The sequence below is a fragment of the Cupriavidus sp. 05N38 genome, assembly GCF_056397345.1.
Map to the genome: position 1 here is coordinate 17,111 of NZ_JBFTNF010000007.1, position 13,440 is coordinate 30,550.

General features: G+C 66.1%; 14 protein-coding genes. 7 read left to right on the forward strand and 7 right to left on the reverse strand.

What is annotated here, in order from left to right:
- Positions 1-23: 23 nt before the first annotated feature.
- Positions 24-551: a hypothetical protein gene (locus tag AC1DK4_RS07175; protein ID WP_441643164.1), complete on the forward strand. Its 528-nt coding sequence runs from the start codon at positions 24-26 to the stop codon at positions 549-551.
- A 141-nt stretch (positions 552-692) separates the two neighbouring features.
- Here the strand turns inward: AC1DK4_RS07175 and AC1DK4_RS07180 are convergent, their stop codons facing one another.
- From AC1DK4_RS07180 to AC1DK4_RS07210, 7 genes are all read right to left on the reverse strand, one after another.
- Entirely contained in the window at positions 693-2,231 is a 1,539-nt protein-coding gene (locus tag AC1DK4_RS07180; protein ID WP_441643165.1) for a 2-isopropylmalate synthase, read from the reverse strand.
- Between the two features lie 357 nt (positions 2,232-2,588).
- The gene (lysM, locus tag AC1DK4_RS07185) at positions 2,589-3,083 is read right to left on the reverse strand and encodes a peptidoglycan-binding protein LysM (protein ID WP_441612335.1); all 495 of its coding nucleotides are present in this window, start codon (positions 3,081-3,083) and stop codon (positions 2,589-2,591) included.
- Positions 3,084-3,252: 169 nt separating this feature from the next.
- Positions 3,253-4,155, reverse strand: a complete 903-nt coding sequence (gene pssA / locus AC1DK4_RS07190; protein WP_441612336.1) for a CDP-diacylglycerol--serine O-phosphatidyltransferase — start codon at positions 4,153-4,155, stop codon at positions 3,253-3,255.
- 43 nt (positions 4,156-4,198) lie between these two features.
- The gene (locus AC1DK4_RS07195; RefSeq protein WP_441612337.1) at positions 4,199-4,843 is read right to left on the reverse strand and encodes a phosphatidylserine decarboxylase; all 645 of its coding nucleotides are present in this window, start codon (positions 4,841-4,843) and stop codon (positions 4,199-4,201) included.
- 154 nt (positions 4,844-4,997) lie between these two features.
- Entirely contained in the window at positions 4,998-6,014 is a 1,017-nt protein-coding gene (gene ilvC / locus AC1DK4_RS07200) for a ketol-acid reductoisomerase (protein ID WP_441612338.1), read from the reverse strand.
- 91 nt (positions 6,015-6,105) lie between these two features.
- Positions 6,106-6,597 (reverse strand): acetolactate synthase small subunit, encoded by a 492-nt coding sequence (gene ilvN / locus AC1DK4_RS07205; RefSeq protein WP_020203618.1) that lies wholly within the window; start codon positions 6,595-6,597, stop codon positions 6,106-6,108.
- A complete protein-coding gene (locus AC1DK4_RS07210) occupies positions 6,597-8,360 on the reverse strand; it encodes an acetolactate synthase 3 catalytic subunit (RefSeq protein ID WP_477131443.1) in 1,764 nt (587 codons plus the stop codon). The genes ilvN and AC1DK4_RS07210 overlap by 1 nt, the downstream gene beginning before the upstream one ends.
- Before the next feature lie 399 nt (positions 8,361-8,759).
- On the opposite strand from AC1DK4_RS07210, the gene AC1DK4_RS07215 reads away from it, so the two are divergent.
- From AC1DK4_RS07215 to AC1DK4_RS07240, 6 genes are all read left to right on the forward strand, one after another.
- A complete protein-coding gene (locus tag AC1DK4_RS07215) occupies positions 8,760-9,326 on the forward strand; it encodes an RNA polymerase sigma factor (RefSeq protein WP_020203616.1) in 567 nt (188 codons plus the stop codon).
- On the forward strand, positions 9,323-9,757 hold the full coding sequence (locus tag AC1DK4_RS07220; RefSeq protein ID WP_441612340.1) for a DUF3619 family protein: 435 nt from the start codon (positions 9,323-9,325) through the stop codon (positions 9,755-9,757). The genes AC1DK4_RS07215 and AC1DK4_RS07220 overlap by 4 nt, the downstream gene beginning before the upstream one ends.
- Positions 9,758-9,759: 2 nt before the next feature.
- A complete protein-coding gene (locus tag AC1DK4_RS07225; protein WP_441612341.1) occupies positions 9,760-10,560 on the forward strand; it encodes a DUF3106 domain-containing protein in 801 nt (266 codons plus the stop codon).
- A 150-nt stretch (positions 10,561-10,710) separates the two neighbouring features.
- Complete coding sequence (locus AC1DK4_RS07230) at positions 10,711-11,271, forward strand: RDD family protein (protein ID WP_441612342.1); 561 nt, start codon at positions 10,711-10,713, stop codon at positions 11,269-11,271.
- Positions 11,268-12,245, forward strand: a complete 978-nt coding sequence (locus tag AC1DK4_RS07235; RefSeq protein WP_441612343.1) for an esterase/lipase family protein — start codon at positions 11,268-11,270, stop codon at positions 12,243-12,245. The genes AC1DK4_RS07230 and AC1DK4_RS07235 overlap by 4 nt, the downstream gene beginning before the upstream one ends.
- A gap of 131 nt (positions 12,246-12,376) precedes the next feature.
- Entirely contained in the window at positions 12,377-13,402 is a 1,026-nt protein-coding gene (locus AC1DK4_RS07240) for a UDP-2,3-diacylglucosamine diphosphatase (protein ID WP_441612344.1), read from the forward strand.
- The last annotated feature ends 38 nt before the right edge of the window (positions 13,403-13,440 follow it).

A 13,440-nucleotide genomic window follows, 5' to 3' on the forward strand; every position in this document is an offset into this window, starting at 1 on the left:
ACGCAATCCCGGGGAAGACCGCCATGAACACAGCCTTGCACCGCGCCGCCTGCTGCATCGCGCTCGCTGCGGCGGCCATCCTGCTATCCGCCTGCGCCACGCTGCAACCGGTGCAGGCGGGACAGAAACTGGTGGGTGCGCCGCAAGCCGACGTGCGCGCAATGTTTGGCCTGCCGACCGATACCTACCGCCTCGCGGACGGCACCGAACGCTGGATCTATTCCAGGCAACCGTTCGGGCGCCAGTCGTACGCGGCGGACTTCGACAGCAACGCACGCCTGACCTCGTTCCGGCAGATGCTGCAGACCAGCGAACTCTACAAGGCCAAGGTCGACGTCTGGACCAAGCTCGACGTGGAGCAGCATTTCGGCAAGCCGCGCGAACCCACGCAATACTTCCCGCTGATGAAGCGCGAAGTGTGGTCCTATCGCTTCCGCCACGAAGACAACTGGCCGTCGATGTTCAATTTCTATTTTGACGACGGCGGTGTACTGCGCCAGACGCAGATCACACCCGACCCGCTGGCCGACGGACCCGGCCGTCGCCGCTGAGGCGGCGCACGGGTCCGTCGCAACCCCGCGCCTTGCACGCGGGGAGAACGCAAAACGCCCGCCGGCGTCCTCGTGGGAACGCGGCGGGCCAGTCCAAGCCCGGCGGCCGGGTAGGCCGCGGGGCTTCCGCTCCGATCGGGATCAGATCTGCGGGTTGATCTTCTGCACGGCCTTGTCGTGCAGCTTGTTCAGCGCGGCCAGGTAGGCCTTGGCCGAAGCAGCCACGATGTCGGGGTCGGTGCCCACGCCGTTGACGATGCGCCCGGCCTTGGACAGCCGCACCGTGACTTCGCCCTGGGCCTGCGTGCCGGTGGTGATGGCGTTGACCGAATACAGCACCTGCTCCGCCCCGCTGTTGACCTTGCTCTCGATGGCATGCAGCGTGGCATCGACCGGGCCGTTGCCCTCGGCTTCGCCGACCACCTCCTGGCCATCCATATTGAAGACCACGCGCGCATGCGGGCGCTCGCCGGTTTCCGAATGCTGCGACAGCGAGATGAAGCGGAAGTGGTCGTTGACGTCGTGTGCCTCGTCGGAAACGATGGCCATGATGTCTTCATCGAAGATCTCGGCCTTCTGGTCCGCCAGCTCCTTGAAGCGCGTGAAAGCGGCGTTGACCTCGCTCTCGCTTTCGAGCTCGATGCCAAGTTCGTGCAGGCGCTGCTTGAACGCGTTGCGACCGGACAGCTTGCCCAGCACGATCTTGTTGGCGGTCCAGCCCACGTCTTCGGCCCGCATGATTTCGTAGGTGTCGCGCGCCTTGAGCACGCCGTCCTGGTGGATGCCGGAGGCATGGGCGAAGGCGTTGGCGCCGACCACGGCCTTGTTCGGCTGCACCACGAAGCCGGTGATCTGCGATACCAGCTTGGAGGCCGGCACGATCTGGGTGGTATCGACGCCGACATCCAAGTCGAAGTAGTCGCGGCGGGTCTTGACCGCCATCACCACCTCTTCCAGGCTGGTGTTGCCGGCACGCTCGCCGAGGCCGTTGATGGTGCACTCGACCTGGCGCGCGCCGCCGAGCTTGACCGCCGCCAGCGAATTGGCCACCGCCATGCCGAGGTCATTGTGGCAATGCACGGACCACACGGCCTTGTCGGAATTGGGAATGCGCTCGCGCACCGAGCGGATCAGCGCGGCGTAGCCTTCCGGCACCGCATAGCCCACCGTGTCGGGCAGGTTGATGGTGGTCGCGCCTTCGGCAATCACGCCTTCGAGCACGCGGCACAGGAAATCCATGTCCGAGCGGCTGCCGTCTTCGGGCGAGAACTCGATGTCGTCGGTGAACTGGCGCGCGAAGCGCACGGCGAGGCGGGCCTGCTCATAGACCTGGTCGGGCGTCATGCGCAGCTTCTTTTCCATATGCAGCGCCGAGGTGGCGATGAAGGTATGGATACGGAAGGAGTTGGCGGGCTTGAGCGCTTCGGCGGCACGCGCGATGTCCTTGTCATTGGCGCGCGCCAGCGAGCAGATGGTGGAATCCTTGACCACCTGCGCGATCGAGCGGATGGCCTCGAAATCGCCGTTGGAGCTTGCCGCGAAGCCGGCTTCGATCACGTCGACCTTCAGGCGCTCCAGCTGCCGCGCGATGCGGATCTTTTCATCGCGGGTCATGGAGGCGCCGGGCGACTGCTCGCCATCGCGCAAGGTGGTGTCGAAAATAATGAGTTTGTCGGACATGGGTGGGGCTCCTGGGCTTTATCTGTTGTGCTTTGCGTCTTGCGGACCTGGCTCGCGCTCCCGGCACGCTGGCGCTGAATGCAAAACGCCCCGGCGTGCAGTGATGCAGGCCGGGGCGTTTGTGAATCCTGTGTGACTTTGCGCGAGGGTGTTGGCTTCCCTCAGCGCGAACGCGTCCCGACCTGATGGCCTAGTAGGCCACCTAGAATGGTGCGGGCGAGTAGGGCTTGGCGCGAAATCATGTGAGCGACTATAGCCGAGAAGCCGGGCGCGCGCAATACGGTAGCAACAATCCCGATCGACGCGATCACGCGTCGCCTGCCGGGGCAGGAAAGCGCCCTGCCCCGGCGACCCGGCTCAGGCCTTGGGCGGGATGCGCAGCTTCTGGCCCGGATAGATCTTGTCCGGATGCGACAGCATCGGGCGGTTGGCCTCGAAGATGGCGTTGTACTGTGCGCCGTTGCCGTAGGCCGCCTGTGCGATGGCCCACAGCGTGTCGCCCTTGACCACGGTGTGCCATTGCGACTCGGCCGCCTCGACATTGACCGACATCTTGTCGTCGACCTTGTCCACGCCCTGCACATTGCCGCAGCACAGGATGATCTTCTCTCGCGTGGCCTGGTCCGGCGCCACGCCGAACACCGTCACCAGCCCCTGCGAGCCATCGACCTGCACCATCAGTCCGGTGGCGTCCAGGCCCATCTGCTTGATGTAGGCCTCGATGGCATCGCCGGCGGCGCGGTTGGCCGCGTCGGCGTCGGCCGCCGGCGCGGCATCCGGCGTTGCCGCCTTGGCTGCTGCGCCGCCGAACAGTTTCTCCCCTGCTTCCTTGATGAAGTCGAGCATGCCCATGAGAACCTCCTGTGATCGTGAAAAGAGAACAACGAGGGAACAGCAACCGGAGAACGAGAACAGCAACCCCGGGGGTCAGAGAGCCAAGATAAAAGAGTGGCGGAAAAAGCGCGAGAACAGAAGAGTAAGAAAAAGAAAAGGCGCCGCAGCGCCCTTTCGACCAACCGGGTCAGGAACGTTCGTTCCCGCCGTCGCGCAGCTTGCGCTCGCCGGCCGGGTGGCCGTGCAGCCCACGCCAGCCCCACAGCACATAACCCGAAATGGCATACGCCACGAACAGCCCGAACAGCGCCACCGGCGGATCGGTCGAGACCACCACGAACAACACCAGCACCAGCACCATCATGCCGAACGGCACGCGGTAGCGGACATCGAGGGCCTTGCCGCTGTAGAACGGCGCGTTCGACACCATCGACAGGCCGGCGTACAGCGTGATGCCGAACGCCACCCACGGCATCCACAGCTCCTTGACGGGCAGCTTGTTGTCGATCACCAGCCACACGAAGCCGGCCACCAGCGCCGCCGCCGCCGGGCTGGGCAGCCCCTGGAAGAAGCGTTTGTCGACCACGCCGATATTCGCATTGAAGCGCGCCAGGCGCAGCGCCGCGCAGGTGCAGTAGACGAAGGCCGCGATCCAGCCCCATTTGCCCAGGTCGTGCAGGATCCACTCGTACATCACCAGCGCCGGCGCCACGCCGAAGGAGGTCATGTCGGACAGCGAATCGTACTGCTCGCCGAATGCGCTCTGCGTATTGGTGATGCGCGCCACGCGGCCATCCATGCCGTCGAGCACCATGGCGGCGAAGATGGCGATGGCCGCCGTGTCGAAGCGCATGTTCATGGCCTGCACGATGGCAAAGAAGCCGGCGAACAGCGCCGCGGTGGTAAACGCGTTCGGCAACAGGTAGATGCCGCGCCGGCGCGGGCGCACGTACTCGATGTCGTGGTCTTCGCCGGCGGCGTCGTCGTAGCCGTCCTGTTCGTTTCCGCGCAGCTGGTTGTGGCGGAACGGACGCAGATGCGTCACGTTGCCGTTGCTGGCGCGCTTGTTGCGCCGGTTGAATGCACCCATGCCTGTTCTCCAGTGGCTCCGGTCTGTTGCGGCCGAGGCCCGATCAGTCCAGCTCGGCCAGGACGGTCGAAGAGGCCGACACCTTCTCGCCGATGGTCACGCGCGGGCGCGCATCCACGGGCAGGTACACGTCCACGCGCGAGCCGAAGCGGATAAAGCCATAGCGCTGGCCGCGCGACAGCGTTTCTCCAACCCGGGTATAGCAGAGGATGCGGCGCGCCACCAGGCCGGCCACCTGTACCAGCGTCACCACCTTGCCGTCGCCCGCGCGGCGGATCACCACCGCATTGCGCTCGTTTTCCAGCGAAGCCTTGTCGAGATCGGCATTGACGAACTTGCCGGCAAAGTACTCGACCTTCTCTACCTGGCCGTCCACCGACACACGGTTCGAATGCACGTTGAACACATTCATGAACACGCTGATCTTCAGCGCCTCGCGCCCGGCGTAGGGATCCTGGGTCTTCTCGACAACCACGATGCGGCCGTCGGCGGGGGCCAGCACGGCGTTCGGCTGGGCCGGGATCGGCCGCGGCGGATCGCGGAAGAACTGCAGCACGAACAGCGTAATGATCCACAGCGGCAAGGCCCACCAGAAGCCGGCGCTGACCTGCACCAGCAGCGAGATGACAAAGGCGCCGGCCAGGAATGGCCAGCCTTCACGGGCGATCAGCGGATGAGGATAGTTCATGCAATGCTTGGTAGAAGAAGAAAGTCTGACAAGGATAACAAAAAGCCGTCCAGCCCCCGCGCGAAAGCTCCCTCGGAACAGGGATTCGAACGCGCGGAAGACTGGACGGCCGCGGCCCGCCGCGCGGAACGGCGGGCCCAGACTGGATTCCGACTTAGTTCTTCGACTGGTCGACCAGCTTGTTCTTGGCGATCCAGGGCATCATGGCGCGCAGCTTGGCACCCACTTCTTCGATCTGGTGCTCGGCCGTCAGGCGGCGGCGCGAGATCAGGGTCGGGGCGCCGGCCTTGTTCTCGAGCAGGAAGCTCTTGGCGTACTCGCCGGTCTGGATGTCGGTCAGGCACTGCTTCATGGCCTTCTTGGTCTCCTCGGTCACGACGCGCGGGCCAGTGACGTATTCGCCGTATTCGGCGTTGTTGGAGATCGAGTAGTTCATGTTGGCGATGCCGCCTTCATAGATCAGGTCGACGATCAGCTTCAGTTCGTGCAGGCACTCGAAGTAGGCCATTTCCGGCGCGTAGCCGGCTTCCACCAGCGTCTCGAAGCCAGCCTTGATCAGCTCGACGGTGCCGCCGCACAGCACGGCTTGCTCGCCGAACAGGTCGGTTTCGGTTTCTTCGCGGAAGTTGGTCTCGATGATGCCGGCGCGGCCGCCGCCGTTGGCGGTAGCGTACGACAGGGCGATGTCACGGGCAGCGCCGGACTTGTCCTGGTGCACGGCGATCAGGTGGGGCACGCCGCCGCCCTGCGCGTAGGTCGAGCGCACGGTGTGGCCCGGCGCCTTCGGCGCGATCATGATCACGTCGAGGTCGGCGCGCGGGATCACGGCACCGTAGTGCACGTTGAAGCCGTGGGCGAAGGCCAGCGCGGCGCCTTGCTTGATGTTGTCGTGCACTTCGTTCTTGTACACGTCGGCGATCTGCTCGTCCGGCAGCAGGATCATGACCACGTCGGCGGTCTTGACGGCTTCGGCCACTTCCTTCACTTGCAGGCCGGCGTTGACCGCCTTGTTCCACGATGCGCCGCTCTTGCGCAGGCCGACCGTCACCTTGACGCCGGAGTCGTTCAGGTTCTGCGCGTGGGCATGGCCTTGCGAGCCGTAGCCGATGATGGTGACGTTCTTGCCCTTGATCAGGGAGAGGTCGGCGTCCTTGTCGTAAAACACTTTCATGATGGTTCCTTCAAGCTTTCGTTTTCGTGTGTCGGGGTAGCGGCTGCCACGCTGCATGTGCCGGCGCCGCCCATGGATACTGCAATCTGGTTCAGACCTTCAGGATGCGCTCGCCGCGGCCGATGCCCGAGCCGCCGGTACGGACGGTCTCCAGGATGGCGGCACGGTCGATGGCGTCCAGGAAGGCATCGAGCTTGACGCCGTTGCCGGTCAGCTCGATGGTATAGGTCTTCTCGGTGACGTCGATGATGCGGCCGCGGAAGATGTCGGCGGTACGCTTCATTTCCTCGCGCTCCTTGCCGACCGCGCGCACCTTGACGAGCATCAGCTCGCGCTCGATATGCGCGCCCTCGGTCAGGTCCACCACCTTGACCACTTCCACCAGGCGGTTCAGATGCTTGGTGATCTGCTCGATCACGTCATCCGAGCCGCTGGTGACGATGGTCATGCGCGACAGCGAGGCGTCTTCGGTGGGTGCCACCGTCAGCGTCTCGATGTTGTAGCCACGCGCCGAGAACAGACCCACCACGCGCGACAGCGCGCCCGGTTCGTTTTCCAGCAGGACCGAAATGATATGTCGCATTACAGGTCCTCCGCGCCGAGCAGCATTTCTGAAATACCCTTGCCGGCCTGCACCATCGGCCACACGTTTTCAGTCGGGTCGGTCTGGAAGTCGAGGAACACGGTACGGTCTTTCAGGCGGAAGGCTTCGCGCAGGGCGGGCTCGACATCGGACGTCTTCTCGACGCGCATGCCGATATGGCCATAGGCCTCGGCCAGCTTGACGAAGTCGGGCAGCGCATCCATGTAGGAATGCGAGTAGCGGTTGTCATACTCGATTTCCTGCCACTGGCGCACCATGCCGAGATAGCGGTTGTTGAGCGCGCAGATCTTGACCGGGGTGTCGTACTGCAGGCAGGTCGACAGTTCCTGGATGCACATCTGGATCGAGCCTTCACCGGTGATGGTCACCACTTCCTTCTCGGGGAAGGCTTTCTTGATGCCCATCGCGTACGGCAGGCCCACGCCCATCGTGCCCAGGCCGCCGGAGTTGATCCAGCGGCGCGGCTCGTCGAACTTGTAGAACTGCGCGGCCCACATCTGGTGCTGGCCGACGTCCGAGCAGATATACGCGTCGCCCTTGGTCAGCTCCCAGATCTTCTCGACCACATACTGCGGCTTGATGATCTCGGAATTGCGGTCGTACTTGAGGCAGTCCACCGAACGCCACTGCTCGATCTGCTCCCACCAGCGGGCCAGGGCCTCGCGCTTGGGCTTGACGTCGCTGGCCTGCAGCTGGGAGATGAGCTCCTGCAGCACGTCCTTGACGTTGCCCACGATGGGAATATCCACCTTGACCCGCTTCGAGATGGAAGACGGGTCGATGTCGATATGGATGATCTTGCGCGGCTGCGAGGTGAAGTGCCCCGGGTTGCCGATCACGCGGTCGTCGAAGCGCGCGCCAATGGCGATCAGCACGTCGCAGTTCTGCATGGCCATGTTGGCTTCATACGTGCCGTGCATGCCGAGCATGCCGACGAACTGCTTGCTGGTGCCGGGGAACGAGCCCAGGCCCATCAGCGTGTTGGTGACCGGATGGCCGGTCAGCGCCGMCAGTTGGCGCAACTCGTCGCTGGCGTTGGCCAGCACCACCCCGCCGCCCGCGTAGATGAACGGACGCTCGGCGTTCTGCAACAGCGCGAGCGCCTTGCGGATCTGGCCCGAGTGGCCCTTGTTCACCGGGTTGTACGAGCGCATGTCGATCGACTTGGGGTACTCGTACTTGCAGGCGTTGCGCGAGACGTCCTTGGGAATATCCACCACCACCGGGCCCGGACGGCCGGTCGCGGCGATATAGAACGCCTTCTTGATGGTCGAAGCGAGATCGCGGACGTCCTTGACCAGGAAGTTGTGCTTGACGATGGGGCGGGTGATGCCGACCGTGTCGCACTCCTGGAAAGCGTCCTGTCCGATGGCGTGCGTCGGCACGTTGCCGGTGATGATCACCATCGGGATCGAATCCAGGTAGGCAGTGGCGATGCCCGTCACCGCATTGGTGACGCCGGGACCCGAGGTCACCAGGGCACAGCCCACCTTGCCGGTCGCACGTGCATAGCCGTCTGCGGCATGGACCGCGGCCTGCTCGTGGCGCACCAGGATGTGCTCGATCTTCTTTTGCTTGTAGAACTCGTCGTAGATATACAGCACTGCGCCGCCGGGGTAGCCCCAGACGTACTCGACGCCTTCTTCGGCAAGTGCGTGAACGAGAATTTCCGCCCCGATCATTTCGGGTGCGGCAGATGAATTGCTGTCTGCGTGGGAGAATTCCGCGCTGGGCATGTTCATTTCAGTCCTTTGCAATTTTCGGCAAAAAATTGTTCGGATGCTCTCTGCCGGGCTTGTGGCACGGGTTCAAGCGGTGCGCGTCTGCATGGAAGACCGCCTCATAAGCGGCCGGATGAGACAACCACTGATGTCGTGAACCAACGATGATACTGCATTGCATCAGGATGGTCCATGGCTTTCTGATTGCCAGGGAAGCCCCCGCTGCCGGCTGCCATCCGGAGCCGCGATCTGGCCGCGCGGAGACCGCGGGACTACATGGGAGGGTCCTGAATGACCACAAGAGAGAACAAGGATGGTCACCCACAGGGTTATTTGCTAGCATTCCCCCCATTTTGGAAGTGCAGAAAGCCGTAACCTGCACATCCACCGGCCACGGCCTCACCGTCAGTACCCGCCTGCATGGCAACCGATCAGGAACTCTCCGACTTTCTCGCCAGCGTCGAACGGCGCGCCTTCAAACAGGCCGTGTTTGCAGTGCGCGACGACGAGGCCGCCCTGGACATCGTCCAGGACGCCATGATCAAGCTCGCCGAAAAATACGGCGACAAGAGCGCCGGCGAGCTGCCACCGCTGTTCCAGCGCATACTTCAGAACACCATCCACGACTGGTTCCGACGCCAGAAGGTGCGCAATACCTGGGTCACGCTGTTTTCCAACCTGCGCGATGACAGGGAAGGCGAAGATAATGACCTGCTCGACACTTTCGAGGCCGAAATCGGCTCCGAATCAGCGGAGAGCAGCGCCGACAAGGTAGAGCGCGCCCAGACCATGCACATCATCGAACAGGAGATCCAGCGTCTGCCGACACGTCAACGCGAAGCTTTCCTGATGCGTTACTGGGAGGATATGGACGTCGCGGAAACGGCTGCTGTCATGGGATGCTCCGAAGGTAGCGTCAAGACTCACTGTTCCCGTGCCACGCACACACTGGCGCAGGCATTGCGAGCGCGGGGGGTCCGACTATGAGCACCAGAAACGAAAAAGAAATCAACGAACGCCGCCTGGCACACGAGATCCGCACGGCACTGGATGCCTCGGCGAATGCGTTGCCGGCAGATGTGACCGAGCGGCTCGCGGCCGCGCGGCGGATCGCGCTGTCGCGCAAGAAGGCGCAGGCTGCCGTCGCCATGCCGCAACTGGCCGCGGCGGGCGTACACACGATCGACTTCGACGAAGACGATTCTCCGCTGCATCGCGCGGGCGCCTGGCTGCGCCGCCTCGGCCTGGTCTGGACGCTGGTGGCGCTGGGCGCCGGCCTGATCGGCATCTACCACTGGCAGCAGCAAAAGCGCGTCGACGAACTCGCCGACGTGGATGCCGCCATGCTGCTCGACGATCTCCCGCCGTCGGCCTACGCCGACCAGGGCTTCCACGTGTTCCTCAAGCGCGGTCAGTAGCGATGGCCAGTGCCCTCTTCCATCCCGCCGCATCGCGCCGGCGGCTGGCAGGCTTGCTGCTGGCCGGCGCCGCCTTTGCTGGCGCCTGGCTGCTCAATCCCTCTGCATGCCAGGCGCAGGGCGGCCGCCCGACCGGCGCCGCATCGTCCGCCGCCGGCGCCAGCATCGCCAACGCCCGCCCGGCCTGGTCCGAGCTCTCCGTCGTGCAGCAGCGCATCCTGGCTCCGCTGGAAGGGGAATGGAACACATTCCCCGAGCTGAATCGCCGCAAATGGCTGCAGATCGCCGAGCGATACCAGAAGCTTTCGCCGGCCGAGCAGGCGCGCCTGCAGACCCGCATGACAGAATGGGTCAAGATGACGCCGCAGCAGCGCCGGCTGGCGCGCGAAAACTACCAGATCACGCGATCACTGCCCCCGCAGAAGAAGGCCGAAGCCTGGGACAAATACCAGCAGTTACCGGAAGAACAGAAGAAGAACCTGGCCGCCGCCGAAAAAGTGCCGCGCCGCCCGGGTGCGGTCAGCGCGCTGCCGTCCGGCAAGCGCCTGCCCGCCGAAACCACCCGCCAGCTGCATCTGGAAAAGAAGGCACCCGCCGGTAACCGCGCAACCGTCGCGCATCATCCGGCATCGGCAGCCATTGCGCATGCATCCGATGCGCAGGCCGGACAGCACGCACCGGCCGCGCCGGCAACCCCGGCCAGTGCGGTCGCCGCGACGGATACCCCGCGCGAGGCCAACACCGAGGCCGTGACCAGCAGCGCCATCGGCCCGGCCAGCCCGGACGAGCCGGTACGCCGCTGAACCCTGCACGCCGGGCGCCCTTCCCGGCGCCCCGGGCCAGTCCCGGCTTTGGCATAATCCCCTTTCGCGCCCGCCCGTCCGACCGCGCCGCGACAGCGTCAGCCGCCGCGCATGACCCCAGGCGCGGCATCGCCCTCCCCCAATTCCGCCATGCCCGCCGCGACCACGTCCAAACCCACCGCCAAGACCTCCCCCGCCCCGGCCAGCGCCCCGCGTCCGGCGCAAGCACCCTCGCTGCGCCGCCGCGTCGCCTGCATGCTTTATGAAGGCGTGCTCCTGTTCGGCGTGCTGAGCGCATCGACCGCGCTCTACCTGCTGGGGCGCCCCGCGCTGCAGCGCCTGGGCCTGGACGGCACCTTTGCCATGCAAGCCTGGAGCTTCCTGGTGCTGGGCTGCTACTTCGCCTGGTTCTGGCAGCGCAACGGCCAGACGCTGGCCATGCAGACCTGGCGCATGCGCGTGGAGACCGCCGCCGGCGTGCCGCCGCGCTGGCCGCGGGCCGCCTTGCGCTACCTGCTGGCCTGGCTGTGGCTGCCGCCCTCGGCGGCGGTGGGCCACGCGCTCGGACTGGTCAAGGGCCCCTTCGTCGGCGCCCTGGCCGTTGGCCTGCTGATCTGGATCCTGCTGGCGTGGCTCGACCCGCGGCGCCAGTTCCTGCACGACCGCCTGGCGGGGACGCGCCTGACCGACCTGCGCCCGCCCAAGCCATGACGCTGTCGGCCGCCGCCTTGCGCCGCATCGCGGTGGCATTGCAGGCCGCCGCAGCGCTGGGTTGTGCCGCCGCCCTGCACGACTGGTTCGGCTGGACGCTCGCCGCGGGCCTGCTGGGCGGTCTGGTTCTCGCCCTCCTCGTCCTTGGCCTGTCGGTCGCCGCCGCCTTCGCCATCTCCCTGCGCGGCCTGGGCGTGCCCGCCGCAATGCGCCCCCCGCTGCCGCCCGCCCTGCTGGCGACACGCTGCGCGCGCCTGACGCCGGCGCGGGCGCTGGCCTGCCACGCGCGCGAATGCCTCGCCGTGTTCCGCATGTTCAACTGGCTCCAGCCTTTCTGTTCGCACCGGCGCTTCGTGCCGGCCCGCGCCCCCGGCGCACGGCCGCCGCTGCTGCTGGTGCACGGCTACGGCTGCAACCACGCGGTGTGGCTCGACATGCAGCCGGCGCTCGCGGCGGCCGGCTATCACTGCGAGGCCATCGACCTGGAACCGGTGTTCGGCGATATCGAGCACTACGCGCTCGAAGTCCGCGCAGCCATCGCGCGCATTGCCGCCACCACCGGCCAGGCCCCGCTGCTGCTGTGCCACAGCATGGGCGGGCTGGCCGCGCGTGCCGCCATGGCGGGCCGCGGTGCGCCACCGCCGTGCCGCGGCATCGTCACGCTCGGCACGCCGCACCACGGCTGCGCGCTGGCACGCTACGGCAGCGGCTTCAATGCCCGCCAGATGCGCTGCGGCAGCGCGTGGCTGCGCGCGCTGGCGATGCGCGAAACGCCGCGCCAGCGCGCCGCGCTGGTATCGATCTTCAGCTGGCACGACTCCATTGCCGGCCCGGCCGGTTCTTCCTGGCTGGAGGGCGCCCACCATGTCCCGCTCGCCGGCATCGGCCACGTCAGCCTGCTGCGCGATCCGCGCGTCACGCAGGCCGCGCTGGGCGCGCTCGCGCAACTGTCGGCGGTGGCGCCGGCCGCCTGAGCCCCCCGCCGCGCCGGGCGCCGGCGGCTTCTTTTTGCCGGCACGCCACAGTCATATGACATTCATGTTTCCGTCACGGCTCCGTCATCGCCGGCTGGCCCAATGCAGCCATCGTCGCTACCGAGGCCGCCATGGTTCAAGCCCTTCGTTCTGCCCGCGGACACCTGGCAAAGGCCGCGCAACTGCTGCGCGGCCGCGCTGGCGGATCGCCATCGCTGCCCCGCCCTTCGTCCCTGCCCGCCGCGCTGGCCGCCTTCATGCCACCGGCCAGCGCCCTGCAGCAACGCCCCCCGGCGCGCGGGGCCGCCACCCCCGCCTCCGCCAGCCTGCCTCCTCCCGCCGCCACGCCCCAGCCCCCGCATCCCACCCATCCGATCCGCCACTACCGCGCCATCTGGCTGTCGGACATCCATCTCGGCACGGCCGGCTGCCAGGCCGACTACCTGCTCGATTTCCTCAAGCACAATGAATCGGACCAGCTCTACCTGGTCGGCGACATCATCGACGGCTGGCAGTTGCGGCGCGGCTGGTACTGGCCGCAAAGCCACAACGACGTGGTGCAGAAGCTGCTGCGCAAGGCGCGCAAGGGCACCGAGGTGATCTACGTGCCCGGCAACCACGACGAAGTGGCGCGCCAGTTCGACGGCCTCGCCTTCGGCGACATCACGGTGCGCGAGGATGCCATCCACGTGACCGCCACCGGGCGCCGCCTGTGGGTGGTGCACGGCGACCTGTTCGACGGCGTGGTGCAGCACGCGCGCTGGCTGGCCTACCTGGGCGATTCGCTCTACACCCTGATCCTGGCCATCAACCGCCACTTCAACCGCATCCGCGCGCGCCTGGGCTTCCCGTACTGGTCGCTGTCGCAATACCTCAAGCACCAGGTCAAGAACGCGGTCAACTACATCAACTCCTTCGAGCACGCGATGGTGGACGAAGCGCGCCGACGCGGCTGCGACGGCGTGGTCTGCGGCCACATTCACAAGGCCGAGATCCGCGAGGTGGACGGACAGCTCTACTGCAACGACGGCGACTGGGTGGAAAGCCTGTCGGCCCTCGTCGAGACGCAGGAGGGCGAGCTGCAGATCGTCTACTGGACCACGCTGCTCGACGCTCCCGCCACGGCCGGCCGCCGCGCCGCCGTCACCGCGGCCTGAGCGCCCGCGCCAGCCACCAACGCATCGCCCTGGCCTCG

Excerpts from the sequence above, each read along its gene's own strand:
- AC1DK4_RS07240 (WP_441612344.1), top strand. The coding sequence starts at position 12,377 with ATGGTTCAAGCCCTTCGTTCTGCCCGCGGACACCTGGCAAAGGCCGCG.
- AC1DK4_RS07180 (WP_441643165.1), bottom strand. The coding sequence starts at position 2,231 with ATGTCCGACAAACTCATTATTTTCGACACCACCTTGCGCGATGGCGAG.
- AC1DK4_RS07195 (WP_441612337.1), bottom strand. The coding sequence starts at position 4,843 with ATGAACTATCCTCATCCGCTGATCGCCCGTGAAGGCTGGCCATTCCTG.
- AC1DK4_RS07235 (WP_441612343.1), top strand. The coding sequence starts at position 11,268 with ATGACGCTGTCGGCCGCCGCCTTGCGCCGCATCGCGGTGGCATTGCAG.
- AC1DK4_RS07225 (WP_441612341.1), top strand. The coding sequence starts at position 9,760 with ATGGCCAGTGCCCTCTTCCATCCCGCCGCATCGCGCCGGCGGCTGGCA.
- AC1DK4_RS07215 (WP_020203616.1), top strand. The coding sequence starts at position 8,760 with ATGGCAACCGATCAGGAACTCTCCGACTTTCTCGCCAGCGTCGAACGG.
- pssA (WP_441612336.1), bottom strand. The coding sequence starts at position 4,155 with ATGGGTGCATTCAACCGGCGCAACAAGCGCGCCAGCAACGGCAACGTG.
- AC1DK4_RS07230 (WP_441612342.1), top strand. The coding sequence starts at position 10,711 with ATGCCCGCCGCGACCACGTCCAAACCCACCGCCAAGACCTCCCCCGCC.
- AC1DK4_RS07175 (WP_441643164.1), top strand. The coding sequence starts at position 24 with ATGAACACAGCCTTGCACCGCGCCGCCTGCTGCATCGCGCTCGCTGCG.
- ilvC (WP_441612338.1), bottom strand. The coding sequence starts at position 6,014 with ATGAAAGTGTTTTACGACAAGGACGCCGACCTCTCCCTGATCAAGGGC.
- AC1DK4_RS07220 (WP_441612340.1), top strand. The coding sequence starts at position 9,323 with ATGAGCACCAGAAACGAAAAAGAAATCAACGAACGCCGCCTGGCACAC.
- ilvN (WP_020203618.1), bottom strand. The coding sequence starts at position 6,597 with ATGCGACATATCATTTCGGTCCTGCTGGAAAACGAACCGGGCGCGCTG.
- lysM (WP_441612335.1), bottom strand. The coding sequence starts at position 3,083 with ATGGGCATGCTCGACTTCATCAAGGAAGCAGGGGAGAAACTGTTCGGC.